Origin of the sequence: Candidatus Endomicrobiellum cubanum, from assembly GCF_031278955.1 — a bacterium.
Lineage (GTDB): Bacteria > Elusimicrobiota > Endomicrobiia > Endomicrobiales > Endomicrobiaceae > Endomicrobiellum > Endomicrobiellum cubanum.
Genome location: NZ_JAITJM010000011.1, coordinates 1 through 25,553 on the forward strand (window position 1 = coordinate 1; position 25,553 = coordinate 25,553).

General features: G+C 30.9%; 26 protein-coding genes and 1 tRNA gene. 21 read left to right on the plus strand and 6 right to left on the minus strand.

Going from position 1 to position 25,553, the window contains the following annotated elements:
• The 6 genes from LBD57_RS00755 to LBD57_RS00780 form a co-directional block, all read left to right on the plus strand.
• The coding region (locus tag LBD57_RS00755; RefSeq protein WP_373469438.1) for a ribonuclease E/G at nucleotides 1–574 on the plus strand (574 nt) is incomplete at its 5' end.
• A 640-nt stretch (nucleotides 575–1,214) separates the two neighbouring features.
• Complete coding sequence (gene rsmI / locus LBD57_RS00760) at nucleotides 1,215–1,907, plus strand: 16S rRNA (cytidine(1402)-2'-O)-methyltransferase (protein WP_373469439.1); 693 nt, start codon at nucleotides 1,215–1,217, stop codon at nucleotides 1,905–1,907.
• Nucleotides 1,904–2,926, plus strand: coding sequence for an N-acetyl-gamma-glutamyl-phosphate reductase (gene argC / locus LBD57_RS00765; RefSeq protein ID WP_373469440.1), 1,023 nt, complete (start codon nucleotides 1,904–1,906; stop codon nucleotides 2,924–2,926). Before rsmI ends, argC begins: the two co-directional genes overlap by 4 nt.
• Before the next feature lies 1 nt (nucleotide 2,927).
• On the plus strand, nucleotides 2,928–3,542 hold the full coding sequence (locus LBD57_RS00770; RefSeq protein ID WP_373469441.1) for an L-threonylcarbamoyladenylate synthase: 615 nt from the start codon (nucleotides 2,928–2,930) through the stop codon (nucleotides 3,540–3,542).
• Between the two features lie 34 nt (nucleotides 3,543–3,576).
• Nucleotides 3,577–4,827 (plus strand): serine hydroxymethyltransferase, encoded by a 1,251-nt coding sequence (glyA, locus tag LBD57_RS00775; protein ID WP_373469442.1) that lies wholly within the window; start codon nucleotides 3,577–3,579, stop codon nucleotides 4,825–4,827.
• A 147-nt stretch (nucleotides 4,828–4,974) separates the two neighbouring features.
• Nucleotides 4,975–5,050 (plus strand) — tRNA-Asp (locus LBD57_RS00780).
• On the opposite strand, the gene LBD57_RS00785 is transcribed toward LBD57_RS00780, so the two are convergent.
• The 3 genes from LBD57_RS00785 to LBD57_RS00795 form a co-directional block, all read right to left on the minus strand.
• The gene (locus tag LBD57_RS00785; protein ID WP_373469443.1) at nucleotides 5,032–5,940 is read right to left on the minus strand and encodes a zinc ribbon domain-containing protein; all 909 of its coding nucleotides are present in this window, start codon (nucleotides 5,938–5,940) and stop codon (nucleotides 5,032–5,034) included. The genes LBD57_RS00780 and LBD57_RS00785 overlap by 19 nt on opposite strands.
• A gap of 505 nt (nucleotides 5,941–6,445) precedes the next feature.
• Complete coding sequence (locus tag LBD57_RS00790; RefSeq protein ID WP_373469444.1) at nucleotides 6,446–7,153, minus strand: YhcG family protein; 708 nt, start codon at nucleotides 7,151–7,153, stop codon at nucleotides 6,446–6,448.
• Nucleotides 7,138–7,605 (minus strand): KilA-N domain-containing protein, encoded by a 468-nt coding sequence (locus tag LBD57_RS00795; RefSeq protein WP_373469445.1) that lies wholly within the window; start codon nucleotides 7,603–7,605, stop codon nucleotides 7,138–7,140. Before LBD57_RS00795 ends, LBD57_RS00790 begins: the two co-directional genes overlap by 16 nt.
• Before the next feature lie 360 nt (nucleotides 7,606–7,965).
• On the opposite strand from LBD57_RS00795, the gene LBD57_RS00800 reads away from it, so the two are divergent.
• The 6 genes from LBD57_RS00800 to LBD57_RS00825 all read left to right on the plus strand — a co-directional run bounded on the left by LBD57_RS00800 (nucleotide 7,966) and on the right by LBD57_RS00825 (nucleotide 13,076).
• Nucleotides 7,966–8,508 (plus strand): hypothetical protein, encoded by a 543-nt coding sequence (locus LBD57_RS00800; protein ID WP_373469446.1) that lies wholly within the window; start codon nucleotides 7,966–7,968, stop codon nucleotides 8,506–8,508.
• A 10-nt stretch (nucleotides 8,509–8,518) separates the two neighbouring features.
• On the plus strand, nucleotides 8,519–8,776 hold the full coding sequence (locus LBD57_RS00805; protein ID WP_373469447.1) for an STAS-like domain-containing protein: 258 nt from the start codon (nucleotides 8,519–8,521) through the stop codon (nucleotides 8,774–8,776).
• 324 nt (nucleotides 8,777–9,100) lie between these two features.
• Entirely contained in the window at nucleotides 9,101–10,330 is a 1,230-nt protein-coding gene (locus tag LBD57_RS00810; RefSeq protein ID WP_373469448.1) for an ammonium transporter, read from the plus strand.
• 42 nt (nucleotides 10,331–10,372) lie between these two features.
• Nucleotides 10,373–10,717, plus strand: coding sequence for a P-II family nitrogen regulator (locus LBD57_RS00815; protein ID WP_373469449.1), 345 nt, complete (start codon nucleotides 10,373–10,375; stop codon nucleotides 10,715–10,717).
• A 98-nt stretch (nucleotides 10,718–10,815) separates the two neighbouring features.
• On the plus strand, nucleotides 10,816–12,120 hold the full coding sequence (locus tag LBD57_RS00820) for a sodium-dependent transporter (RefSeq protein WP_373469450.1): 1,305 nt from the start codon (nucleotides 10,816–10,818) through the stop codon (nucleotides 12,118–12,120).
• A gap of 167 nt (nucleotides 12,121–12,287) precedes the next feature.
• Nucleotides 12,288–13,076 (plus strand): amidohydrolase family protein, encoded by a 789-nt coding sequence (locus LBD57_RS00825; RefSeq protein WP_373469451.1) that lies wholly within the window; start codon nucleotides 12,288–12,290, stop codon nucleotides 13,074–13,076.
• Here the strand turns inward: LBD57_RS00825 and LBD57_RS00830 are convergent.
• Both LBD57_RS00830 and LBD57_RS00835 read right to left on the minus strand, forming a co-directional pair.
• The gene (locus tag LBD57_RS00830; RefSeq protein ID WP_373469452.1) at nucleotides 13,073–13,894 is read right to left on the minus strand and encodes an MBL fold metallo-hydrolase; all 822 of its coding nucleotides are present in this window, start codon (nucleotides 13,892–13,894) and stop codon (nucleotides 13,073–13,075) included. The genes LBD57_RS00825 and LBD57_RS00830 overlap by 4 nt on opposite strands.
• A 2-nt stretch (nucleotides 13,895–13,896) precedes the next feature.
• On the minus strand, nucleotides 13,897–14,940 hold the full coding sequence (locus LBD57_RS00835) for a M42 family metallopeptidase (protein ID WP_373469453.1): 1,044 nt from the start codon (nucleotides 14,938–14,940) through the stop codon (nucleotides 13,897–13,899).
• 256 nt (nucleotides 14,941–15,196) lie between these two features.
• Here LBD57_RS00835 and LBD57_RS00840 point away from each other — a divergent pair, with 256 nt between their 5' ends.
• A complete protein-coding gene (locus LBD57_RS00840) occupies nucleotides 15,197–15,694 on the plus strand; it encodes a DUF4833 domain-containing protein (RefSeq protein WP_373469454.1) in 498 nt (165 codons plus the stop codon).
• Nucleotides 15,695–15,755: 61 nt separating this feature from the next.
• Complete coding sequence (locus LBD57_RS00845) at nucleotides 15,756–16,073, plus strand: phasin family protein (protein WP_373469455.1); 318 nt, start codon at nucleotides 15,756–15,758, stop codon at nucleotides 16,071–16,073.
• A 66-nt stretch (nucleotides 16,074–16,139) separates the two neighbouring features.
• Here the strand turns inward: LBD57_RS00845 and LBD57_RS00850 are convergent, their stop codons facing one another.
• Nucleotides 16,140–17,903, minus strand: coding sequence for a cation:proton antiporter (locus LBD57_RS00850; protein ID WP_373469456.1), 1,764 nt, complete (start codon nucleotides 17,901–17,903; stop codon nucleotides 16,140–16,142).
• Nucleotides 17,904–18,449: 546 nt separating this feature from the next.
• Between LBD57_RS00850 and LBD57_RS00855 the strand changes: the two genes are divergently transcribed.
• The 7 genes from LBD57_RS00855 to LBD57_RS00885 are packed head-to-tail and all read left to right on the plus strand — an operon-like array spanning nucleotide 18,450 to nucleotide 25,130.
• On the plus strand, nucleotides 18,450–19,145 hold the full coding sequence (locus LBD57_RS00855; RefSeq protein WP_373469457.1) for a YggS family pyridoxal phosphate-dependent enzyme: 696 nt from the start codon (nucleotides 18,450–18,452) through the stop codon (nucleotides 19,143–19,145).
• Complete coding sequence (proC, locus tag LBD57_RS00860) at nucleotides 19,132–19,944, plus strand: pyrroline-5-carboxylate reductase (protein WP_373469458.1); 813 nt, start codon at nucleotides 19,132–19,134, stop codon at nucleotides 19,942–19,944. Before LBD57_RS00855 ends, proC begins: the two co-directional genes overlap by 14 nt.
• Nucleotides 19,945–19,958: 14 nt before the next feature.
• Nucleotides 19,959–20,222, plus strand: coding sequence for a DUF167 domain-containing protein (locus LBD57_RS00865; protein ID WP_373469459.1), 264 nt, complete (start codon nucleotides 19,959–19,961; stop codon nucleotides 20,220–20,222).
• A gap of 28 nt (nucleotides 20,223–20,250) precedes the next feature.
• Nucleotides 20,251–23,037 (plus strand): isoleucine--tRNA ligase, encoded by a 2,787-nt coding sequence (gene ileS / locus LBD57_RS00870; RefSeq protein WP_373469460.1) that lies wholly within the window; start codon nucleotides 20,251–20,253, stop codon nucleotides 23,035–23,037.
• Nucleotides 23,034–23,501, plus strand: coding sequence for a signal peptidase II (gene lspA, locus LBD57_RS00875; RefSeq protein ID WP_373469461.1), 468 nt, complete (start codon nucleotides 23,034–23,036; stop codon nucleotides 23,499–23,501). Before ileS ends, lspA begins: the two co-directional genes overlap by 4 nt.
• Before the next feature lie 2 nt (nucleotides 23,502–23,503).
• Entirely contained in the window at nucleotides 23,504–24,274 is a 771-nt protein-coding gene (lgt, locus tag LBD57_RS00880; RefSeq protein WP_373469462.1) for a prolipoprotein diacylglyceryl transferase, read from the plus strand.
• Nucleotides 24,243–25,130 carry an RluA family pseudouridine synthase gene (locus LBD57_RS00885; RefSeq protein ID WP_373469463.1) on the plus strand — a complete coding sequence of 296 codons (888 nt, stop codon included), beginning with the start codon at nucleotides 24,243–24,245 and terminating at the stop codon, nucleotides 25,128–25,130. The genes lgt and LBD57_RS00885 overlap by 32 nt, the downstream gene beginning before the upstream one ends.
• The last annotated feature ends 423 nt before the right edge of the window (nucleotides 25,131–25,553 follow it).

A 25,553-nucleotide genomic window follows, 5' to 3' on the forward strand; every position in this document is an offset into this window, starting at 1 on the left:
AGAAGCAGAATCTCTTTGTGCAATAGATGTCAATAGCGGAAAGTTTACTTCTAAAACTTCTCAAGAAGATACAGCACTATTTACAAACTTAGAAGCTGCTGCAGAAATAGCAAGACAATTAAGACTTAGAAATATTGGTGGTATTATTGTTATAGATTTTATAGACATGAGAAAGCCTGAACATAAACACAAAGTTTTAGAAAAATTGCGTGATGCCACAAAAGGCGATAAAGCTAAAATAAAGATATTGCCAATAACAAGGTTAGGTTTAATAGAAATGACTCGTCAAAGAAAGAGGGAATCTTTATTTTCTCTTTTAGGCGATACTTGTCCTATATGTAAAGGTTTAGGCCTAGTACTTTCTAAAGAATCTATTTTTATTAACGTTTGCAATGAGATGGTGCAATTAAATATTGATGGATATTATGGAAAAATTACAATTAGAGTAAATCCTGATGTTGAGGAATATTTTAAAAAAAGAATTGTAAGACTTAAAGAAATATTTAATACAAAATTTGAAATAAAAGCTAGCTTAGAAATTGCTAGAGAAGAATACGAAATAGTTTTTGAATAAATTTTTTTCATTTTATGTATCAAGGCGTATATAAGCGCCTATGATTTCGTATATATTAGAAAAGCTAGAGATGTTGACAGAGTTATTAGTAAAGGAGCTTAGCTCCTGGAGCTAAGCTCCAAGAGAAAGTAGAATTAATGATATTATTTGAAGGAAGGATATAGGAAATAGCATTACTTAACAAAGAAAAAGAGCAATATAAGGAAGAGTGATTTAAATCATTATAAATGGTAAGAGAATTAGAAGAACAGATAAAGGAGTCTTTAAGAAGGACATTGAAATCACCAGATGAAACAGAAGAAGAAGCAAAAGGGAAATTAACAGAGCCGTAGATGTTGTAGCGATTTGACATAGTAGAATGAATAACAAGAGAGTTATTAGAAGGATCATTAAAGTTAGAAGAAAGCCAAGGTGAAGAATAAACATCACTAAGAGGAGTATTAGTCCTTGATTTTCTTGCTTTGATTTTTTAGATTAAATTAAGACTAGATTAAACAATAAAGCATTACGTTTTAAAATAAAAAATATATAATTATTTATATTTTTAAAGAATATTTATGAAGGAATTGACAATAGGCATCCAGACATTTGATAAAAAATGAGAGTGTATAACTTTATTTAATAAAGAGGCAGAGTTTTTGTGAGCGGTATTTTATATGCAATTGCAACCCCTATAGGTAATTTAGAAGATATAACTTTAAGAGCGTTGCGTATTCTTAATGAATGTGATTTAATTGCTTGTGAAGACACAAGACAAAGTTTGAAGTTATTATCACATTTTAAATTATCTAAACCTTTAATAAGTTTTTATTCTTACAATGAACAACATAGAATTAAAGGTTTAATTGATAAGCTTTTAAATGGGAAAAAAATTGCGCTTATTTCTGACGCTGGTACTCCTGGAATTTCTGATCCTGGATATAGTTTAATTAAGGAAGCCATATCCAGGAATATAAAAGTTGAGGTTTTGCCTGGTGCAAATGCTGTAATAACAGCACTTGTAGGATCAGGGCTTCCTATGGATGGTTTTATATTTTGCGGTTTTTTAAAAAGAAAACCTAGCAAGATAAAAGCAGAACTTGCAGGACTCACAAATTTAAGGAAAACAATTGTTTTTTATGAATCACCTCACAGAATTTTAAAAACTATAGAAATATGTTTAGAGGTTTTTGGGCAAGATTCTCAGATTTGTATTGCAAGAGAAATGACAAAAAAATTTGAAGAGTTTATAAGAGGGACAATAAAAGAAGTTTTTGAAAATATGAAAAGTAAAAAATCTATACTTGGGGAATTTGTTATATTAGTATATCCCATAAGCTTGGAGAGCAGATGATAAAAGTAGGTATTGTTGGAATAACAGGTTATACAGGTGAAGAACTTTTAAAAATTTTAATTTCTCATCTGAATGTAAAAATAACAGGTCTTTATGGAAGACGTACTTCATGCCAAAGATCTTTAAAGGATGTCTATCCAAAATTCGAGAATTTAAATTTAATTATAGAGTCTTTAGATATAGATAAAGTTTCCAAAAGTTGTGATTTAGTATTTTTAGCTTTACCACATGGAGTTGCTTTTGAATTAGTGCCAAATTTTGTTAATAAGGGTCTTAAAGTTATAGATTTATCTGCAGATTTTAGATTAAAAGATGTAAATACTTATGAAGAGTGGTATAAGGTTAAACATACCGGGAAAGATTTTATATCAAAGGCAGTTTATGGTTTATCAGAAATTAATTTTGATATTATAAAAACAGCTTCTTTAGTTGCAAATCCTGGCTGTTATCCTACTAGTATTGCTTTAGGCTTAGCTCCGAGTATAAAGGGAAATTTTGTTGATTTAAATGGTATAGTCATAGATTCTAAAAGCGGTATTTCAGGAGCCGGGAGAAAGAATGCTCAAGAATATTTTAGGAGCGAGTATCCAAATTTTAAAGCTTACAAAATAGCTGGAACTCATAGACACATTCCTGAAATAGAACAAGAACTTTCAATTTTGTTTGGAGAAACTGTTATAGTGAATTTTACTCCACATATTATACCAGTAGAAAGAGGTATGCTTTCTACTATTTATTTAAATTTAAAAAAGCCTGCTAGTTCAGATGAAATTTTAAGTTATTACAAAAGTTTTTATAAGGATAAGTCATTTATTAAAGTTTTTGAGGATGGAGATTTGCCTTCACTAAAAGATATTGTAAATACAAATTATTGTTGTATTGGTCTAAAAGTTGATAAAAGAACAAATAAGCTTATTATAATTTCAGTCATAGATAATCTTATTAAAGGTGCTTCAGGCCAAGCTGTACAAAATATGAACATAATGTTTGGTTTAAAAGAAACTACAGGTTTAATATAAATTGAATAAAACTTTAAAAATTTTATCTAAAGACAAAGACTCGCATTTAAAAACTTCTCAAATAATAGAAAGCGGTGGCATAGCTATTGTTCCTACAGAGACAGTTTACGGGTTTGCAGTGGACGCTTTTAATATTGATGCTCAAAAAAAAGTGTACCAAATTAAGGGTAGAAGTCACAAAAAGCCGCTTATCTTGATGACTAAAAATTTAGATAGTATAAGGTCTATTGTCAATATTCCACAAAAAGCTTTAATAGTTGCAAAAAAGTTTTGGCCTGGTCAGCTTACATTAATATTCCCAACAACAGAACTAGGTAAAATTGTTTCCGGTGGGAGGACTAATCTAGGAGTGAGAATTCCTGATAATGAGTTTATGTTAAAAATGCTTGCAGTTTTAGATTCTCCAGTGTTTACAACCTCTGTAAATGTTTCAAGTAAAAAAAGTGCAAAAGATATAAAAGAAGCTTTAATTTTTGATAATGTGGTAGATATTATTGTTGATGGTGGTAAATGCAAATATTCTTTTGAGTCTACAGTTATAGATATGGTAAAATTTCCTTATCTTGTTGTTCGCAAAGGATGCTTAGATACTAATAAAATAATGAAATATATATAGGGTTTCATACAGACTCGTAAGTGTGAGGGAAAAAATGGAAGAGTTAAAAAAGCATGATGTAGAAGTTTATGAAGTGTTAGTACAGGAGCTTAAAAGGCAAAGAGAAACTATAGAGCTTATAGCTTCAGAAAATATTACTTCGCATTCTGTGATGCAAGCTCAAGGCTCTTGCCTTACAAACAAATATGCTGAAGGATATCCTGGCAAACGTTATTATGGTGGTTGTGAATTTGTAGATATAATTGAAAATCTTGCAATAGAAAGAGCAAAAAAACTTTTTAATATGCAGTTTGCAAATGTGCAACCACATTCTGGTGCGCAAGCAAATTTTGCAGTACAGCTTGCTCTTTTAAAACCTGGTGATACGATAATGGGTCTTAGTTTAGCGCACGGCGGGCATTTAACACATGGTAGTCCTTATAATGTTTCTGGAAAATGGTTTAATATTGTAGCTTACAATGTGGATGAAAAAACTGGACTTATAAATTATGACGAAATTGAACATTTAGCTTTAGAGCATAAACCTAAATTAATAATCAGTGGAGCGAGTGCCTATTCAAGAGTTTGGGAGTGGGAAAAAATATCTACAATTGCAAAAAAGTTTGGAGCTTACCATATGGCAGATATAGCTCATTATGCAGGTCTTATTGCAGCAGGTATTTATCCATCTCCTTGTGAATATGCTGATGTTGTAACATCTACAAGTCACAAAACACTTAGAGGGCCTAGGGGAGGATTGATCCTTACAAATAATCCAGATATTGCAAAAAAAATCAATTCTGCAGTTTTCCCTGGAGCACAAGGTGGTCCTTTAATGCATGTTATAGCCGCAAAAGCTGTATCTTTTGGGGAAGCTTTAAAACTAGAGTTTAAAGAATATCAAAAGCAGGTTTTAGCTAATTCTAAAAAATTGTCTCAAGTTTTAGAAGAGTCTGGTTTAAAAATAGTTTCTGACGGTACGGACTGCCATATGTTTTTAGTTGACTTAAGACCTTTAGGTGTTAAAGGTAAAGATGCGCAAGAAGTTTTAGAGAAAGCAGGAATTACTTTAAATAAAAATGGAATCCCGTATGATCCAGAAAAACCAGCCATAACTTCAGGTATAAGGATAGGTTCTCCTGCTGTTACAACAAGAGGCATGAAAGAGCATGAAATGACAAAGATTGCTCAATCTATAGTGAAAGTTTTAAAAAATATTAATGATCAAAAAGTAATCAACGAAGTTAGAGAAGATATGTTAAAGTTATGCAAGAAGTTCCCTATTTATAATAGCTTAGAGTATTAATAGATTTATATGGTCCATATAAAAGATGTAAAGCGTATCTTTGTCTGCTCCATATCTTTTTCGTCCAGACAATTATAAAATATTAGTTATAAAGCTCAGGGAATTTGACAACTTCTCGTCTTTAGTGTATAATACTTCAACATATTTGGGGACGTGGTGTAGCCTGGTTTAACACACTGCCCTGTCAAGGCAGAGACCGCGGGTTCAAATCCCGTCGTCCCCGTATGATGTTTTACTACAACTATTGAGAGTTGTTCCGGTTGTTTGGGTTAGTTTTGTAATAGTTAAAGATTTTTCCTTAATTTCTTGATTTATGCGGGATAAGGTGTTAAAAGGTTCATGGTAGTTAGGTATAACTTCCCTGCTTTTTAATATTGAAATCCCGTCTATTTCTTTTATTATTAAAGCTTTATCTTTGTAGCTGCTTTCCTTATACACCTGCTCTAACTCATTTATAAAGAAAAACAGAGCTTCGGCTTTTTGGACTGTTTTCTTTTCGTCAGTATTGCAAAGGGCAAGTTCATTTTTAAGCCCTATTATTGTTTCGTTTAACTCCTTTTCTTTTCTTTCAAACATCTCTAAATTATTTGTCTTGCCTTTGATATACAAATCGTAAAGCCTATTCATTTGTTTTAGGCTATTGTCATATTCATCCTGTAAAATATCCCGCTTATTTTGCTTTATAAAGGTTTGTTTTTCTGCAATAATTATTGTCTTTTGTAAGATGTTTGTGATGTCTTTGGGGATATGAACGGCTTTGACAACGGAAAATAAGACTTTATCGGCATAATCTTCTTCAGATATATAACCCTTAATCTTATGGTCTTTTTGGCGGCCGCACCTATAATATCTGTATTTTTTTGCCTTTTCAGGATTTTTCGGATTTTTGATTACATACGCTCCCGTAACAGAACGCTTACATTCATAGCATTTACATAACCCACTTAAATAATAGTCAGTTTCGTCTTTGTTATAGGGTCTATTCTCGTCTCTTAACGCGGCGTTTGCTCTATCCCATAGAGTTTTGCTTATAATACCTGACTTGACCGTTTTAACGAAAAAAAGGAAAAAACACTCATAAAAAGGAAGGAATGGGTTCCCCCAAAAGGTCAAGTAAGGAGATTTCTCTTGTTGTCCATCTTTGGAATAACCTTTGATGTTAAAATATGGCGGGTTTGAATTACAAGATGAACAGAGTTGTCGGGCAACTCTGCCATTTATAAAAGACTTGATTTATATAAGATTTCATTTTTTGATTTGACGGCTTGAACTTACAGATTTTTTTGGCGGAAGTAAAAAAACAGCGAACCTATCTATGATGTTTCAGTCCCATAGACAAATCCGCCGTAGGACTTCTATGCCAGAAGATATAGAAGTCCGTTAAATAAGCGAACTTTTTTGGCTGAAACATTATCAGATAGCCCCAACACCAAAAAAGCCGTATTAAGTTTCTATCAGGCGTTTTTATTTCAACGCCTCATTCAAGCCATAAGTCCTATTTTTCACTCAACTTCAAAATCTGTTTATCACGAGCAAAGACTTTAATTGCGTTATTGCCGTTTGGTTTAACATAACAAGCCTGTCTTTTTGGGAAAGCCCTTGACCTATAAGCAATGCGTCAATCGTTCAAAATTTCTTTAACTTTGTTTTCCAATAATTTTTTATCAGGCAGATATAACTGATACTTTGAGACAAAAATTTTATTGGAAAGGCCGCCTGTGGCATACTTCACAAGAAATTCATTTTTGTCTGCCGCTATAATAATGCCTATCGGTTCATTGTCATCTTTAACATTTTCTTCGTCTTTGTAATAATTCAAATAAAGGTTCATCTGCCCGATGTCTTTATGCTTAACTTTTGAAGATTTTAAATCTATGAGAACATAACATTTCAAAATTCTGTGATAGAAAATCAAATCTATGTAGTAATGCTCGTTGTCTATTGTAATTTTCTTTTGCCTTGCAACGAAAGAAAAGCCTTGTCCGAGTTCCAAAAGAAATTTTTGTAAGTTATCTATCAACTTTCTTTCTAATGTTCTTTCTCTGATAATTCTATTTTTTGGGAATTCGTAAAACTCAAAAATATAAGGGTCTTTGATTGTGTCTTCCGGCGTGGCAATTTCCTGTCCTTTGTTTGCAAGGGTAAGCACGCTTTTTTTGTCTTTGCTTAACGCTAATCTTTGAAATAATGCTGTGCCTATTTGCTTTTTTAATTCTCTAAAACTCCAATTTTCTTTTATAGATTGCTTTTCGTAAAACGCTCTTGCCAAATCGTCTGACACAGTTAAAAGTTCGCTGTAATGGCTCCAGCTTAATTTTCCAGACACTGTCTGGAAAATTGGATATTTGATGTAAAACTGTCTGCATAGATAGACGGACTTTTGCTAAAACCGTTTCCGTTTTTGCCTTTCAAATCTTTGCAATTCTTGCAAGCAATGTCGCTGTGAGCGAATGTCCCGCCGTCATAGCGACCAGCCTTTGAAGTTATGCCTATTGCATTTGTCCTGTCAATCCAGCGTTTTGTGGTAAGGACGAATCCGTTGCTTCCGCTTTCATTTTTAATACTACTGAATTCCGTAGTATTAAAATTTGGATTATTAAATCTTTCCCAACAGCCGATAAATTCTATCGTATATCGCGTGCTTAACCAATGCGAGATAACAAGCGATGTTTCATTGGGGTTTTTAAACTTTGCCATATCAGTCAAAGAAATAAAATCCTCTTTTTTATGAGAAAGAAGCGAAACGCTGACGCCTTTGACATTGATATTTTTTGCCATAGATTTTTCTGTTTTTTTAGTTGCGTTGGAAAGACAAAATTTTCCAATTTAATTATAGCAATTTTGCAATAGGATTTCAAAACCTGCATGATAAGCGTAAAACAGCCGGAATTTGACAAACAATGTTTGAACGCCCTAATTGCTGACGATGAGGGGGGAATGATTTTTGCTTACGAGTTTTCAAAATCAAGCGGTATTGTTGAGAAGGTGAAGTAATTATGCAACTCGTCCAATTTAGTCCGTATTATCATGCTTAATTTTTGCATAATTTAAAGCCGCTTGTCCGAAGATGAAATCATAGGCCAGTGGTTTTTGTCTTTATATATTCTTCTATATACAAATTTTTAGTATAATGAAAATATGAATGAAATATTAGATAACATTACAAATTGGGTAAAGCTTGAAAAAATTGATGATATTGTTTTGTATGAAAATTATTATAAGACAAGAAATTTGTTCCAGTCGGAATTAAATAAATTTATGATTGAAACAAAGGATTCTTTGCTTACTGCTGTTATCGGTGAAGTTGGCAATAATTCTTATGACCATAATTTAGGTAATTGGAAAGATATAGTTGGTATTATTTTTGTTTATGATTATGCTAATAAAACTATTATTTTGGCAGACAGAGGGCAAGGAATAAAAGAAACTTTATCAAAAGTTAAAAATGATATTCAAACCGACGAACAGGCTATAAATATTGCTTTAACTGAAATAATTTCTGGTAGAGCGCCAGAACAAAGAGGGAATGGCTTAAAATTTGTTTCAAAAATAATAAAAATGAAAAATTGGTATTTGTATTTACAATCGGGAAAAGGTAGTATAGAAATATCAAATAGTAATGCTCATTTTATGACAAAACCTGACTATATTCACGGTTGCTTGGCAGTAATTAAGTATTAGGAGTAAAGTTATGAAAATTCGAGTATCGAAATTTGGAAATTTATTAGTTTCAAGACCAGAAGGCAAAGAAGCCTTTTTGGCAGCAAAAGCATATACATTGAAACCAGATGAGGCAGAGTTTATACTTGATTTTACTGGTGTTGATGTTTTAACGCCTTCTTGGGCAGATGAATTTATAAGTGGAATTAAGAGAGAATTTAAAAATACATCTATTAGATATGAAAATACATCAAATCCATCGGTGCAAGAAACGCTAAATATGATTTAGTAGTTGTTAGGGCATATAAATTCGTGAATATTTGGAAATAATGTGCCAATATACACAACTTATCATTTAGTCCGTACTACCTGACTTGAGCATTAGGATTCCTCCTATCTTCCTTTTTCATAAATAAATTCTTCTTTTTTATAATATTTATAATTACAGTCAAATCAGACACATCTTTAAGCTAGACAATAGAAATATGCAAGATTTTTAATTTCTTAAATCAAAATATAGTTAAAAATATAAATTTTGTTGATTTTTGCTTCAAGAAATGGTAAAATATACAAAACGTAGATGTAAATCTTAAATTTAAAATAGGAGAAAAAAGTGTTCAACGCAGGTAATACCGCATTTATGCTTATTTGTACAGCTTTGGTGCTTATTATGACACCAGGCCTAGCTTTTTTTTATGGAGGCTTGGGCCGGAGAAAAAATATGGTGAACAATATGATGAACTCAGGCTTTATAATAGGGTTAGCTGTTGTTATGTATGTTTTGGTTGGTTATTCTTTATCTTTTGGAGAGGGCGGTAATGATTTTATAGGATCGTTTAAAAATATGTGTCTTTTAGGTATAACAAAAGATTCTATCACAGATTCTATTCCCACATTTGCCTTTATTGCTTTTCAAATGGCTTTTACCATAATAACGCCAGCTATTATAACAGGTTCAATAGCTGGCAGAATGAGATTTAATGCTTTGTTTGTTTTCATAGCTTTATGGTCTCTTTTAGTTTATTACCCTCTAGCTCATATGGTTTGGGGAGGTGGATTAATTGGTAGTAAAATTGGTGCTTTAGATTTTGCAGGGGGAGATGTTGTGCATATAAGTTCTGGAACGACAGGGTTAATTCTTGCAATATTAATAGGTAAAAGGGTAGATTATTTACAGACTTCATACAGAGTACATAATGTGCCTTTTGTGTTTTTAGGTATGTCTATATTATTATTTGGTTGGTTTGGTTTTAATTCTGGCAGTGCTTTAGGGGCAAATAGTCTTGCAGCGCATGCTTTTGTTGCTACAGCAGTTTCTGCCTCTTCTGGTATGTTGATGTGGATGTTGATGGATATTATAAAACAAGGCAAAGTAACTCTTATTGGAGCTTGTACTGGAGTTATTGCAGGCCTTGTTGGTATAACGCCAGCTGCTGGCTTTGTAGATATATGGGCAGCTTTAATTATAGGCATGACAGTAAGTCCTGTTTGTTATGGTGGAATATCTTTGATAAAAAAAATTTTTAAAATTGACGATGCATTAGACGCTTTTGGCTGTCATGGTATAGGTGGAATTTGGGGTGGAATGTTGACGGGTGTTTTTTGTAATCCTGCGATTAATGGAGGAGCACCTGGTTTAATATATGGAAAAACTTTGCAGTTTTTTGCACAGATAAGTGGAATATTGGTAACTTTTGTAATAGTTATAACTGGTACTTTTATATGCGCAGGGATAGTAAAGTATTTTATGCCTTTAAGAGTAGATAGAAGAGAAGAACTTGTTGGACTTGATTTATCTGAGCATGGAGAAAGTGCTTATCCATCTTTTAATGGACTGGATTAGTTATCAATTTTATAAATATAGTATAATTAATAGAGGTTCTTTATGATAAAAATAGAAGCTATTGTACGAGAAGAAAAATTAGAAGATATAAAAGAAGCTTTAAATAAAATAGAGGTTAATGGGATTACGGTATCTCAAGTTATGGGCTGTGGTAAGCAAAAGGGGTATAAAGAGCTCGTAAGAGGTACGGAAGTAGTTATATCTATGCTTCCAAAAATAAAGTTTGAAATTATAGTGTCTTCACAAGAGTGGGAAGAAAAGACTATAAAAGCAATTCAAGAGGCTGCTTTTACTGGAAATCCAGGAGATGGAAAAATATTTAGTTATGATTTACGTAGCGTAATGCGTGTCAGAACAAAAGAAACTGGCACAGCTGCAATAAACTGATAAAGTTTTTTAGATAGACCCTAAAAATATATCTCTAATATAAAGAATATATTAGGAGGTATATTTTTGTAATTTACATTGATATAAGAGGTATTGTAATGTCAAAAGCTGAGAAAGATTTGTTTTCGTCAAAGTGGGGCTTTATTTTAGCTGCAGCTGGTTCTGCTATAGGTATGGGGAATATTTGGTTGTTTCCATATAGACTCGCAGAAAATGGTGGATTTGCATATATGGTTGCATATATAGTGTGTGCTTTTGGATTGGGTTTTATTGCGCTTGTTGGGGAGCTTGCTTTAGGTAGACTTACAGGTAAAGGTCCATTAGGTGCTTTTAGAAAAGCTTTAAGATTGAGTGGTGGGCATAATAATATGGGAGAATTTGTAGGCTGGTTACCTATAATAGTTATAACTATTATAGGACTTGGGTATACAGTAGTTGTTTCGTGGACTTTACGCTTTTTAACAGGCTCTATAACAGGTTCTGCATTTACAGTCTTTACAAATAATCAGAGCTTTGACTTGGTAACAAAGAATAATGCTGCTTTATGGATTATAATTACTCTTCTTATATCGGGTTTTACTATGGTTGGTGGGATTGAGAAAGGTATAGAAAAAGTTAACAAGATCATGATGACGGCTTTTTTGGTTTTGTTTTTAATGTTAGCTATTAGAGTAGCATTTTTATCTGGATCAATCGAGGGTTATAAATTTATTTTTGCATTAAAAGGAGAATCTTTATTTAATGCTAGAACTTGGATTTTAGCATTAGGACAATCTTTTTATTCTTTGTCTACTTTTGGCTCTATAATGTTGGTGTATGGATCTTATGCAAGAAAGAAAGAAGATATAATTTATTCGTCAAAGAGTGTTGTTATTTTAAGTATACTGGCCTCATTGATAGCATCTATGGTTATAATTCCTGCAGTGTTTTCTTTTGGTAAAAATTTGGATTCCGGTTCGTCACTTATGTTTATAACAATGCCTGACATTTTTAAAAGTATACCGTTTGGGCAAGTCTGCATGATTATTTTTTTTACTGCAGTGTTTTTTGCTGCAATTACTTCTCTTATAAGTATATTAGAAGTAGCAGTTGAATCTTTGCAAAACAAACTAAAGTTTTCTCGCTTTACTTCTGTTGCGATAACTGTCTTTGTTGTGTCTATCTTTAGCATACTTACAAATGGGCATATAGATGAATTTATGGATATACTACAAATTCATTTTGTTCCATTGTGCGCTTTACTTAGTGCAGTTTTTACTTTCTGGGTTATCCCTCCAAAAAGAGTTATCAGTGAACTTCAGCAAGGGCGTTCTAAAACAGTTGGTAAGTGGATTATTCCAATGGGAAAATATGTTTTTTGTAGTTTTGTTATAATAATTTATGTGATAAACATTTTGCGCTAATGTGCTTTATTATTAATTTAAAGAATTCAGAAAATAGAAAATAGAAAATAGAAAATAAACAGTCAAGCATATTATCAAATTTAGAAAAGTAAAAGATAGATTGGTTTTTTAGACAGACCAATATTATGGAATTTTAAATTCAGAGTGTTTAAGAGGAATAATTTAATATGGAAATCATAGATTCCCATTGTCATATCTGGCCTGAAAAGGTGGTTGATAAAGCGAAATCTTATCTTGAAAATTTACTTGGTATAAAAATGATTACTTTGCCCACAGCTAGTAATTTGTTAAAGCACATGAATGAATCTGGAATATCAAAAAGTGTTGTATCTTCAGTTGCTTCTAGGCCAGATCAAGTGCTTTCTATAAACAATTGGCTTTTTTCTTTGCAGCAAGAAAGGTTTATTGTATTTGCTTCAATGCATCCTTTTTTTAAGGGTTTTAGAAAAGAGCTAAAAAGAATCCAAGATAATGCTTATGGTATTAAGTTTCAACCTGAATTTCAGAATTTTTATTTTGATGATGAGTTAATATTTTATATTTATGAAGAGATTGAAAAATTACAAATTCCCTTGCTAGTTCATTGTGGAGTACAGTTAAATTCGAGAAAAAACTCAAAATCATCTCCTGATAGGATTTTAAAGGTATTAAATAAATTCTCATCTCTAAAAATTATAGGGGCACACATGGGCGGTTTTTTAATGTGGGAGGAGTCTTTAAGGCTTCTTGCAGGCAAAAATATATACTTCGATACTTCTGATAGTGTTAGGTTTATGAAAAGAGATTTATTAGATGAATTTTTTTATAAACATGGTCTTGAAAAAATAATTTTTGGCTCAGATTTTCCTTTAGCAGATTCTAAAAAAGATATAGAGTTTATTAACTCTTTAAATATTATTGATGAAGATAAAGAGAAAATATTATCTGGTAATATAAAAAAAATTTTAAATATTTAATCAATACGTATAGTTGGCGATTTAGATTCTCTCTTAGCAACTAAAAGATTAATTCCTGTAATTTTATTATTTAAAAGTATTTTGTTTACAGTATTTTTTGCAAGTTCGTAGGTGTTATGATGTTTGCTTATATGAGCAAGAAAAACATATTTTAAGTTGTCTTTGACTGTTGACAATCTTTTTATTTCGATAATAGCTTTTGCTGTATCTTCGTTTGATAAGTGTCCAAAATCACTTAATATCCACTGTTTATTTTCGTATGGTCTAAAGCTATTTTCTAACAATTGTTTATTATAGTTTGATTCTATTACAAGAATATTACTATTAGCTAAAGTTTTTATAATATTATTGCATATTTTGCCAGTGTCTGTAACATAACCTATTTTATAACTTCTTTTTTTCACTTTACTAAAAAAAGTGAATCCACAAGTTCTAGAAATATTGTTATCTTTGTGATACGCATCAAAAGAGTTGACTACAATATTGTCAATCTTAAAATTTTTGTCGTAGTTGATACATAAACAATTTTTAATTTTTTGTTCATATTTTTTAAAAATATCTTGAAAAATATTTTTGTTAATGTATACTGGAATCTGGTTTTTTTGAAGAAAATTAATACCTGATAGACTGATATGGTCTATATGAGCATGTGTTATAACAGAATATAATTTTTTTGTATTAACATTTAAATTTTTTAACTGTCTACATAAATACTTAGCACTGCATCCACAATCAATTAAAATTGCAGTTTTTTCATTCCAGAGTATAGAGCAATTCCCACTTGAACCGCTTGAGATAATAGAAAAGTTTAAACCCAAAATTATTTAGCCACTTTTTCTATTATTTTTACAGCTAGATCAATGGCAGAATTTATATCTTTAATATTAAAAACAGAAGTTGGAGCGTGAATATATCTTGTAGGAATACTTAAAATTCCAGTTAAGATACCTTCTCTGTTTGTGTATATGATAGCGCCATCTGTCATGCCGCCGTCTATTATATCTATTTGATGTTGTATTTTGTTTTCGTTTGCAGTTTCTAGGATAAGTTTCCTTATTTTTTGAGGTACAATTGTTCCTCTACCTGAAGCTTCTACTATAGTTATTGCAACACCTTTTCCTAATTTTAAAGAAGAGACTTTTTCCTCAATTCCTGGCATATCACCTGCTACTGTAGAGTCTATAATAAGTGCAAAATCAGGATTTATTTTAAAAGAAGATGTTTTTCCTCCTTTTAAACCGACTTCTTCTTGGGCAGTAGCACAAGCAAATACTTGAGCATTAAGTCCGTTTATTTTTGAAATACGCTCCATAACTTTTATCATAGTGTAGCAACAAATTCTATTATCTGCGGATTTTCCATAATAAAAATCACCATTTAAGACACCAGCATTAGGATCAAAAATTATTTGATCCCCTACATCTATTATTTTTAGAACTTCTTCTTTGGAAGGTAATCCTATGTCTATAAACATGTTTGTGTATTGTATTGGTTTTTTTGCTTCTTCAGCAGTCATAAGATGTGGAGGTTTTGTACCTATAACTCCTGTTATATGTTTTCCTTCTTTATTTATGATTTTTACAATTTTTCCAGGTAATATTGAATCATTAATGCCACCTATTTTTATAAAATAAATATAACCTTTTTCATTAACGTGTTTTACAATCATTCCGATTTCGTCCATATGGGCAGCAATCATTATTTTTTTATTACCATTTCCAAATTTGCCAATAACATTACCAAAATTATCAGTTTCAACATTACTGCAAACTTTAGAAAGAGAGCTTGTCATAATTTTTGCAATATTTTCTTCGTATCCAGAAATTCCATCTGATAACAATAAACTTTCAAGAACTTTATCCATTTTTATCTCCAAATTAGGTGTCAAATTTAATTGCACAGCTATTATACATTTTTAGAATTTAAAACTACAAATATTTGGTGTGTCTGTAATAAAAATGAAATAAATTTTATACAATATAGAAAAATGGATCTGTCTAAAACTATTATTAATGCATATGATTGCAATGAACTTTTTAACGCAGTAGTGTCATAAAGTAAACTTTAAAGATCTACGTTAATGTTTTTAGACAGATCCAAATATGAAAAGGAATGTGAGAATGAAAAAAATCTACGCTTTATTTTTAACTTTGTTGATTGTTAATTTAATTGTGTTTGCACAAGGTGTAAATGAAAATCTTTTTAAAATAGAAAGGAATAAAAATGCTAATGTTGTAATGTACGATGTTAGAGTCCTTCCTGATGGGTCTATAGATAAACAGAATCCAATGGATGCTTATTGGATTTTGAAGGCTGAGCAGGGTCAGCGTGACGAAATTTCTACTTTTGAAAAAAAAGCTTATGGGTATAAAATAAATATAAATGATAATGGCTATTATGATTTGATTTTAAAAGCAGTTTCAGATAGGCCAATGAAAATTGTAAATGTTCAAGGAAAATATAAAGCAGAAATTATGATTAATAAAAAAAATGCTTATCTTTCAACAGTATATGTTTTTGCAAACGATAGTTTTATACCTAAAGTAGAATATATTATTCTTACTGGCACAGATGTAAAGACTGCAAACAGAATAACAGAAAAAATTATAACGAAATAATTTTCTGTTATTTAATATACTTAATTACATTTGATGGCATTTTCCAAGGGAGGTTTTCAAAATGGCAAACTTGAAGTCTATGTTTCATATCACTGTAGGTCTTGCATTAAAAGGTAAAGAAAAAGTTGAAGAAGTAGCTAGAAAATTTGTAAAAGAAAACAAAATGGAAGAGCAAGAAGGCAAAAAATTTGTTGATAATGTAATAAAGCATGCTGAAGAAACAAAAAAAGAATTAGCAAAAAAAATAACAGAAACTGTTAAAGCCACTATAGGAAAAATGGGTCTTATTACTCATAAAGAAGCACACAAAATAGCGCAAGTAGTTAATGAAAAAGGTAATCCAAAAAAGACTAAACTGAAACCACATAATAAAAAATAAAAACTATTTGATTTAATATTTTAAGTGTCAGATTAATCTATAAGGGTTAGAGAAGAGTCAATTTTACTATTTTCCTTGAGCTGTTTGAGAAGCTATTTCTGAAGCAGCAGCAAGTAGGCTTTGTTGTTCTAAGTCGTCTAAAACTAAAGAAGTTAAAGCATTTGCCACTTCTTCTTCTTCAAAAGCAACTGCAGAAATGCCAAGTTGTTTAAGGTTTTCTTTGTGGTCTAAGAAACGAGTTCTAACAATAATACGAGTTTTAGGGTTTAATGAAGAAGCTAAAGATGTTGTTTCTAATGTCATATTCAAAGATGGAACAGTAATTATTAGATAACTTGCTTTTTTTATGCCAGCAGCAATTAAAATATCTTTTCTTGTAGAATTTCCATATATTACAGCTTGTCCTTGAGAGCTTAAATAATTTACAGTATCTATATTGATTTCTATTATAACAGGTTTTATTCCTTGTTCTATTAAAGCTTGAGTGACTTTTTTCCCTGTTGGACCGTATCCTACAACTATGGCAATTTTTTTAGAAAGATATTCTTCTGTAGGGAGTAAGTTTTTTGCTATTTCATTAACTTTATTACATTTTTTATTTACTGAGAAATTTAATATTTCCCATATTTTGTTTTTTGACCGCAAAAACCTTTCAAAAGAAGGTAGTTTTTTAAATATTGAAGGATTTAGAGTTATAGATACAATGGCACATATAACTATAGAATTATAAACTAAATCTCCAACCAGATCTAGACGTTTAGCTTCTTGAGCTAATATAAAAGAAAATTCTCCAACTTGTGCCAAGCCTGCAGCTACAGTGAGGGCTGTCCTTGTTGAGTATCCTAGAACAGAAACGACAATCAATGCTGTTAGAGGTTTAATTATTAAAACTATAATTAAACATATACACACAAGCAAAGGATACTCTATAATAAACTTCCAGTCAAAAAGCATTCCAACTGATAAAAAAAACAAAACTGCAAAAGCATCTCTTAGTGGTAAAATATCTGCTCCTGCCTGATAACTTACTTTGCTTTTACCAACAACCATACCTCCTAAAAATGCACCTAAAGCAAACGAGCTTTGAAAAACAAACGCTGCAATAACTGCAGTTGAAAAAGCTATAACTAAAACAGCTAAAGTAAAAAGTTCTTGAGAACGAGTTTTAACTATTTTTGATAAAAACCAGGGCACAAAACGTCCACCGCCCTTTATTACTAACAGCCATAATAAAATTACTTTTATTAAAGCTGCTCCTATAGCTTTAAATATTTCTATTGTTCCTAAAGATGTTGTACCAGAATTTGAAAGTACTACAGAAAGACTAGGAAGCGTGACTAAAATTAGTACAGTTAAAATGTCTTCTACAACAAGCCAACCTACAGCTACGTGTCCGTGGACTGTATTTAAAACATCATTGTCCTCTAAAACTTTTAAAAGAACAACAGTGCTTGCTACGGCAAGCCCTAATCCTAAAATTAACGAAGACTTAAAATCAATCCCAAGTAATGTCCCAAGAAAAATGCCAAAAAGTGTAGCCACTGTACTTTGTATAATAGCTCCAGGTATAGCAACACCTTTAACTGCAAAAAGATCATCTGTTTTGAAGTGCAAACCTACACCAAACATTAAAAGTATAACCCCAGCTTCTGAGAGTTGAAATGCTAAATTATAGTCTGCGACAAAACCAGGTGATGAAGGTCCTAGCAAAAAACCTGCAATAAGATAACCAACAATAGAAGAAAATCCTAATTTTTGTGTTATAAAACCAAACATTAGGGAAAGAGTAAAACCAGCTGCCATTATTTGTAATAATTGATAATCATGCATTAAACTTACCTATCGATCTGTCTAAAACCCTTAACACATATCCTCGCATTATCTTTTCGGTACTGCTATGTTAAAAATTGTATTTATAACACGATAAATTCTGTATTTTTGCTTTGAATTGTCAAAAAGCACACAGTAATTATACGCTTTAGAGTGTTTAGAGAAACTCCTATATTTTTCAATCAGTATAAACATATATTACTAAAAATGTTTTTTAATTCAAAAAATATTTTAGAATGTATATATTTAATTTGAGTTATTGTGTAACTACAGTAAGTGTTGTTGATCACTTTTATTTGGTGATCTAAAACATATACATAGGTGCCTTGTAATAGTTGGTTGGTTTATTAAGTTTATACAAAAACGCTCATCTCTAGCAGATGGCAGATTAGTAGGCGTCTATACTATAGTATAAAACTATCTTAAAATATAAAATTTTGTAAAATTTAATATTTGGGTGTTTCAAAAAGAGCTATTAGGTGCTATATTATATACCAAAACGATTTATTTAAAATATGCTATAATTATAAATAATTTAAACAAAAAATGAAATATATTTGCCAAAATATAAAAAGTATTACTAATAGTATAAATATATTAGAAAAAGTTACTGGTACCGTTGATTTAATTGCGGTAACAAAGACTTTTACACATTTTTCTGTTTTAGAGGCATTAAAATGTGGGGTTAAACATATAGGTGAAAGCAAAGTTCAAGAGGCTCTCGCTAAGTTTGCTCAGATTGAGGATAGTCTTAAAGGAGTTACTAAACATTTCATTGGACATTTGCAATCAAATAAAACGAAAAAAGTTGTAGAAGCGTTTGATTTAATACATTCTTTAGATAGTATAAAACTTGCTTGTAATATAAATCGTCATGCTGCAAATATTAATAAAATTCAAAATTGTCTTATAGAAGTAAAGGTTTCTAAAGAGCCTTCCAAAACTGGTATTAACCCAGATGCAGTTGCAGATTTTTATAATGAGTGTAAAAAATTTTCTAATGTTAACATTAAAGGTCTTATGCTTATAACTCCCTATAGCGATAATCCTAATAATTCAAGACCATATTTTAAACAAGTATATAATTTATTTAAAGATATACAAAAAAGTTTTATTGCTAACGATTTTAATATTCTTTCTATGGGAATGTCTAGAGACTATAAGATTGCCATAGAAGAAGGGTCGACAATGATTAGAATTGGTTCAGCAATATTTGGAGAAAGAAACTATGGAAATAAGTAAAAAGCTTTTTTTTATTGGTTCTGGAAATATGGCTCAAGCTATTATAAGAGGTCTTTTGGAAAGCAAGCTTGTAAAAGCTCAGAATATTATTTGTAATGATGTTATAAAAGAAAAAGTTTTAAATCTTCAACAAAAGTTTGGTGTATCTGTAGCAGAGACTAAAGGTGAAGCGTTAATAGATGCTGATATTATTTTTCTTTCTGTAAAACCTCAAAATATGTTAGAAGTTTTTGGTGAGATAAGAAATTTTGTAAAAAAAAATACGATTATTATTTCAATAGCTGCTGGGATAACTACAAAATTTATTGAAGAAAATATAAGAAAAGATGTTGCAGTTATTAGAGCTATGCCTAATACACCTGCTTTAGTACGTTGTGGAGCTACTGCTTTATGTAAAGGCAGGTTTGTTTCTAAGGAGCAGCTTCAAAAGGCAAAAAGTTTGTTTGCTTCTATAGGAAAAGCAGAAATTCTTGATGAAGATAAGTTTAATATTATAACGGCCTTGTCGGGTTCTGGTCCGGCTTATATATTTTATTTTTGTGAGCTTTTACAGGAATCTGCTTTTAAATTAGGTTTGAGTAAAGAAATGGCAAAAAGTTTTGCAGTACAAACTGTTTATGGTTCAGGTAAGATGTTAGATATAACGAATGAATCTGCAGAGATTTTAAAAGAGAAAGTTAAGTCTCCAAAAGGTACGACAGAAGTTGCTTTAAAATATTTTGAATCTCAAAATCTTTCAAATATAGTTTATAATGCTATGCTTCTGGCGATGGAAAGATCAAAAGAACTTAGCAAGTAATGGAGGGAATTGTAATGATTATAAAAGTAAGAGTTATCCCTAATTCAAAAAGAAGTGAAGTGATAAGTAGAGTAGGTTCTATTTTAAGAGTAAAAGTTGCAGCACCTGCTGTTGATGGAAAAGCAAATGAGGAACTTTGCGATTTCTTAGCAGATTTTTTTGATGTAAAAAGATCAATGATTTTTTTAAGAAAGGGTGAGCGTGGTAGAGAAAAAACTATTGAAGTTATAGGTCGTTCAGAAGAAGAGTTAAACGAAGTTTTAGATACAATACCGTAAATTTAATATAAAGCTTTAAGGATAAAAAATGTCAGAGCAAAAAGATTACTCAAAAACTGTAAACCTCCCAAATACAAACTTTCAAATGAAGGCAAATTTATCTCAAAGAGAACCATCTTTTGTAAAAGAATGGAATGAAACTAAACTTTATGAGAAACTTTGCGTAAAAAATAGAGATAAAGAAAAATTTATTTTCCATGATGGCCCTCCATATGCAAACGCTCACATACATATAGGTACAGCTCTTAACAAAGTTTTAAAAGATTTTATAATTAAATATCGCTCTATGTCTGGAAATTATGTGCCGTTTACTCCAGGGTGGGATTGTCATGGACTTCCGATAGAACAGCTAGCTTTAAAGGAACTCAACACTGATAAAAATAAAGTAGATAAGCTGGTGTTTAGAAAGCAAGCTGCAAATTTTGCAAGAAAATTTGTTGAAATACAAAAATCAGAATTTCAAAGATTTGGAATTCTTGCTGATTGGGACAATCCATATTTAACTTTAGATCCAAAGTATGAATCTTCTATAGTTAAAGTTTTTGGAGATTTAGTAAAAGAAGGTTTTATTTATAGAAGAAAAAAGCCTGTATATTGGTGCCCTACATGTGAAACGGCTATGGCTGATGCAGAAGTTGAATATGCTGATCATTCTTCAGATTCTATTTTTGTAAAGTTTAAAATCTTATCTGTTCCAAATATTCTTAAGGCAAAAGAGTCTTTATTAAAAAATTTTTCTGTTTTAATTTGGACAACAACGCCTTGGACGCTCCCATCAAATGTCGCTTTGGCTTTTAATGAAAAGCTGGACTATGCCTTAGTTACTTATAAAATGGAAGACGGCAGAAAAGAAAATCTAGTGGTTGCTAAAGCGCTAGTAGAGAATGTTAAAAACAAAATAAAAGCACTTGATTATAAAATACTTATGGAATCTAAAGGGATTGATTTTGTAAATATAAAATGCCAAAACCCTTTGTTAGAATACAAGCAATCTCAAGGTATCGTTGCAGAATTTGTCAGTATGGAAGATGGCACTGGTATAGTACATATTGCTCCTGGACATGGTCCGGAAGATTATCAAGCAGGGTTGGAGTATGGTTTAGAAATTTTGTCTCCTATCAATGGCAAGGGATTGTATACAAAGGAAGTAACTGAATTAGAGAATATTTATATCTTTAAAGCCAATCCAATAATTATTGAAAAGCTTGAGAAAGAAGGCAAGATTCTTGCAAAGTTTAAAATGGAACACTCTTATCCTCATTGCTGGAGGTGTAAGAAGCCAATAATTTTTAGAGCTACGCCTCAATGGTTTTTGTCTGTAGATCGCAATGAATTAAGGGAAGAATTGTTAAATTCTGTTAAAGATGTAAACTGGATCCCAAAATACAGTGAAAATAGAATTAATTCTATGTTACATAGTCGTCCCGATTGGTGTTTAAGTCGTCAACGTTTATGGGGAGTACCCATCCCAGTATTTTATTGTAAAGAATGTGGAGAACCTCTAGTAAATCCAGAAATTATAAATAAAATAGCAATTCTTTTTGGGCAAAAGGGTTCGGACTCGTGGTTTGAAATGTCAGAAGAAGAGCTTTTAGCTAATACAAATGCAACATGTTCAGTTTGTCAGTCTTCTTCCTTTTTAAAGGAAGAAGATATTCTTGATGTTTGGTTTGATTCTGGCGTTTCTTATGAGGCAGTTTTATCAAGTGGAAATTATAAAGATTTGGAATTTCCTGCAGATTTGTATCTTGAAGGCAGCGATCAACATCGTGGGTGGTTTCAGACATCATTAATTCCGTCAGTTGCCCTTAAAGGGACTGCTCCTTATAAAAATGTTTTAACAAACGGTTTTGTTGTAGATGGGCATGGTAGAAAAATGTCAAAGTCTACATGCAATGGTATTTCCAGTGAAGAATTAATAAGCAAGTATGGTGCAGATATAGTACGTTTATGGATAGCTTCAAGTGATTATAAGGAAGATATTAGAATATCAGACGAAATTATAAAAGGCTTGAGTGATAGTTATAGAAAAGTAAGAAATACTCTAAGGTTTTTGCTTGGGAATTTAGGGGATTTTAGGTTAGATAAGTCTTTAACATTTGAAAATATGCAGGAAATAGATACATATGCTCTTAGTAAGTTGCAGCATTTAATTTCTGTAGTTTCTTCCTCTTATGAAAGTTATGAATTTCACAAAGCAGCAACGGCAATTAATAATTTTTGCGCTGTTTTTTTAAGTGGTTTTTACTTAGATGTTCTTAAAGATATTTTATATTGCAATAAAAAAGACAGTATAGAAAGGGCAAGTGCGCAATCTGCAATGTTTATAATATGTTCAATTATAATAAGATTAGTAGCGCCTATTCTCTCTTTCACTTGTGAAGAGGCTTTTAAAGAACTAAAAAGAATAGACCCTTCTTTACCTGAATCTGTTTTTCTTTCAGATTTTCCTGTAGAAAATAGTAAATTTATTCTTCAATCTGAAATTTTGAATAAATGGAATAAAATCCTTGATGTCAGAAGTGAACTTTTATCTGTTTATGAGAAATTAAGACAAGAAAAAGTTATAGGCTCAAATTTAGAGGCTGCCTTAGAAATAACTTATGGGAAAAAATATTTGGATTTCTTTAGCGATAAAAGTCTTGTAAGTTTAGTTTTAGGCAGTTGGGATATAAAGTTAAAGCAATCAAATAATGAAGAAGATTTGGTTATAAAGGCAAGAAAGTCAGAATATAAAAAGTGTGCAAGATGTTGGAAACACATAGATAATATAGTTGAAGATTTATGTACTAGATGTTCAGAGGCAATTAAATGAAAAAACCTATTATTTTAGGTTTAATTTTGCTTGTTTTAGACCAATTTACAAAATATCTTGTGAGTACTGTTATTAGTTATGGTCATTTTGTTACTATGATATCTTTTTTTGATTTTTTTAATATTGTAAATATTAGAAATACAGGTACTGCTTTTAGTATGTTTCAAGGGCAGAATTTTATATTTTCTGTTGGGATATTTATTATATTAAGTTTAATAACTATATTCTTTTATAGATCTTGGAACAAAATGAGTAAAATATGGCAGTATTCATTTTGCCTTATAATTTCAGGTGGTATTGGTAATCTTGTAGATAGGATATTTAGAGGAGCTGTTGTAGATTTTTTAGATTTTGGTATTGGCTCCTTAAGGTGGCCTTCTTTTAACATTGCAGACTCTTGTATTTTTATAGCAAGTTGTCTTATAATTTTTGATATTCTAGTGCTTAATAAACAAAAGGTATAAGTATGTATCCAATACTATTTAGTTTTGGCAACTTTAGAATATTTTCATATGGCCTTTTTGTAGCTTTGGCTTTTATTGTTGCTATGTATTATCTTTCTTATTCTTTAAATAGATTGGAATTTAAAATTTTTTCTCAAGAAGAACTTTCTTCTTTTTTTGTATACTTAGTATTTTTTGGCATTATAGGTGCTAGGATTTTTTATGTTTTAACAAATATAAATGAATATATTGTTAGTCCATTAGATATCTTTAAGGTTTGGCAAGGCGGGTTAGTATATTATGGCGGTTTTATAACTGTAAGTATTTTTGCGATAATATATTGTAGAGTTAGAAATATACAAGTTTTATATCTTGGTGATTTTTTTGCTCCAGCTCTTGCTTTAGGTCATAGTATAGGTAGGATAGGATGTTTTTTTTCAGGATGTTGTTATGGAAAAGAAAGTAATCTACCTTGGGCCGTTGTTTTTACAGATAAGCAATCTTTAGCAGTTCTAGGAGAACATTTACACCCAACTCAAATTTACGAGTCTTTGGGGAATTTTTGCATATTTTTTATCTTGCTTTTTTATTCAAAAAAGAAAAGAAGAATTGGAAATATTTTTGCTATTTATTTGATCTTATATTCTATTTTAAGATTTGTAGTGGAATGTTTTAGAGGTGATGATAGAGGAATACAGTATTTTGGTCTATCAATTTCTCAAAATATGTCTATAATTTTATTAATAATTGGAGTACTTATATATGCAAGAAAAGCTTCGTTACGAAAAACTTAAAAAAGAAAGAATAGACCATTATTTAGCTTCTGTATATACAGCTTATTCACGTTCATATTTTCAAAAACTTACTTTAGAACAAAAAATTTTTGTAAATGATAAACCTGTTTTAGCAAGTTATAAATTAAAATGTGACGATGTTATTAACATTGAATTTAAACAAGAAAAAACTAATAAAATTGAACCTGAAAATATAAAATTGGATATTGTATACGAGGATAATGATATAATAATAATAAATAAGCAGTCTGGTATTGTTGTGCACCCGTCGTATGGACATGCTTCCGGTACTCTTCTTAATGCGTTAGTTGCACATTCAAATGGGAAGTATAATCCTTATTTAGTCCACAGACTTGATAAAGATACTTCAGGTATTATAATTTTTGCAAAAAATGAAAAATCTAAAATAAGTATCTCTAAGCAATTACAAAATAGAGCAATAAAAAAAGTATATTATGCAGCAGTTAAGGGGATAATTGTTGAAAATAAAGGACGTATAGAGGCTCCTCTTGGTAGATCTCCTCAAAATAGAAAATTGATGTCAGTAAATTCTTTAGCAAAAAAGATGGCTATAACAGAGTTTAAAGTTATCTCTAGAAAAGATGGATACACTCTCTTAGAAGTAAGAATTATTACAGGAAGAACTCATCAAATAAGAAGTCACATGAAATATATAAACCATCCAGTTGTTGGAGATTTTCAGTACGGTGGTCCAGATATGATAAATGGCAAGAGTTATCAAAGGCAGATGCTGCATGCTTATAATATAACGTTTACTCACCCAAGAACTTCAAAAGAAATTAGTTTCACAGCATCTTTACCTAAAGATATGGTAGAAATTTTTGAAAGCAAATAGTTTTTTCATTTTAACATAACAGCGTCACGGTCTGAGAGTAGGTCTAGGAAAGCAGCGGATATGTTGTATACATTACAATAGGAAGAGATGTTAATGGAATTGTTATCTAGATAAAAAGAAGAGGTGAGGGTGACAGGGTTAGAAGAATCATCTTTAGTATCAAGAGATATATAAGCGCCATATATGTATGATATATTGGAAAAGCTAGATATGTTGATAGAGTTATTAGTGAATGAGAATATGTATTAAATATATTTATATTATTACTTATTCTTTTGTGGGAACCCAAAAGGTCAAGAGAGGAATTAGGAAGTAAGTTCATATTTTTGCCAGTCGTATCATTTGTGGGAAGAGGGAAGAGTAGAAAATACAAATGGGATTAGTCTTGATTTTTCCCAAAAGACACAAATTTTGATAATATAT

What these genes read in the sequence shown, in the direction of transcription:
- LBD57_RS00795 (WP_373469445.1), bottom strand. Translation starts at nt 7,605, where the DNA reads ATGGCAAAAAATATCAATGTCAAAGGCGTCAGCGTTTCGCTTCTTTCT.
- argC (WP_373469440.1), top strand. Translation starts at nt 1,904, where the DNA reads ATGATAAAAGTAGGTATTGTTGGAATAACAGGTTATACAGGTGAAGAA.
- LBD57_RS00820 (WP_373469450.1), top strand. Translation starts at nt 10,816, where the DNA reads ATGTCAAAAGCTGAGAAAGATTTGTTTTCGTCAAAGTGGGGCTTTATT.
- LBD57_RS00885 (WP_373469463.1), top strand. Translation starts at nt 24,243, where the DNA reads ATGCAAGAAAAGCTTCGTTACGAAAAACTTAAAAAAGAAAGAATAGAC.
- lgt (WP_373469462.1), top strand. Translation starts at nt 23,504, where the DNA reads ATGTATCCAATACTATTTAGTTTTGGCAACTTTAGAATATTTTCATAT.
- glyA (WP_373469442.1), top strand. Translation starts at nt 3,577, where the DNA reads ATGGAAGAGTTAAAAAAGCATGATGTAGAAGTTTATGAAGTGTTAGTA.
- LBD57_RS00835 (WP_373469453.1), bottom strand. Translation starts at nt 14,940, where the DNA reads ATGGATAAAGTTCTTGAAAGTTTATTGTTATCAGATGGAATTTCTGGA.
- LBD57_RS00825 (WP_373469451.1), top strand. Translation starts at nt 12,288, where the DNA reads ATGGAAATCATAGATTCCCATTGTCATATCTGGCCTGAAAAGGTGGTT.
- LBD57_RS00840 (WP_373469454.1), top strand. Translation starts at nt 15,197, where the DNA reads ATGAAAAAAATCTACGCTTTATTTTTAACTTTGTTGATTGTTAATTTA.
- lspA (WP_373469461.1), top strand. Translation starts at nt 23,034, where the DNA reads ATGAAAAAACCTATTATTTTAGGTTTAATTTTGCTTGTTTTAGACCAA.
- LBD57_RS00815 (WP_373469449.1), top strand. Translation starts at nt 10,373, where the DNA reads ATGATAAAAATAGAAGCTATTGTACGAGAAGAAAAATTAGAAGATATA.
- LBD57_RS00845 (WP_373469455.1), top strand. Translation starts at nt 15,756, where the DNA reads ATGGCAAACTTGAAGTCTATGTTTCATATCACTGTAGGTCTTGCATTA.
- proC (WP_373469458.1), top strand. Translation starts at nt 19,132, where the DNA reads ATGGAAATAAGTAAAAAGCTTTTTTTTATTGGTTCTGGAAATATGGCT.
- LBD57_RS00800 (WP_373469446.1), top strand. Translation starts at nt 7,966, where the DNA reads ATGAATGAAATATTAGATAACATTACAAATTGGGTAAAGCTTGAAAAA.
- ileS (WP_373469460.1), top strand. Translation starts at nt 20,251, where the DNA reads ATGTCAGAGCAAAAAGATTACTCAAAAACTGTAAACCTCCCAAATACA.
- LBD57_RS00855 (WP_373469457.1), top strand. Translation starts at nt 18,450, where the DNA reads ATGAAATATATTTGCCAAAATATAAAAAGTATTACTAATAGTATAAAT.
- LBD57_RS00850 (WP_373469456.1), bottom strand. Translation starts at nt 17,903, where the DNA reads ATGCATGATTATCAATTATTACAAATAATGGCAGCTGGTTTTACTCTT.
- LBD57_RS00865 (WP_373469459.1), top strand. Translation starts at nt 19,959, where the DNA reads ATGATTATAAAAGTAAGAGTTATCCCTAATTCAAAAAGAAGTGAAGTG.
- LBD57_RS00805 (WP_373469447.1), top strand. Translation starts at nt 8,519, where the DNA reads ATGAAAATTCGAGTATCGAAATTTGGAAATTTATTAGTTTCAAGACCA.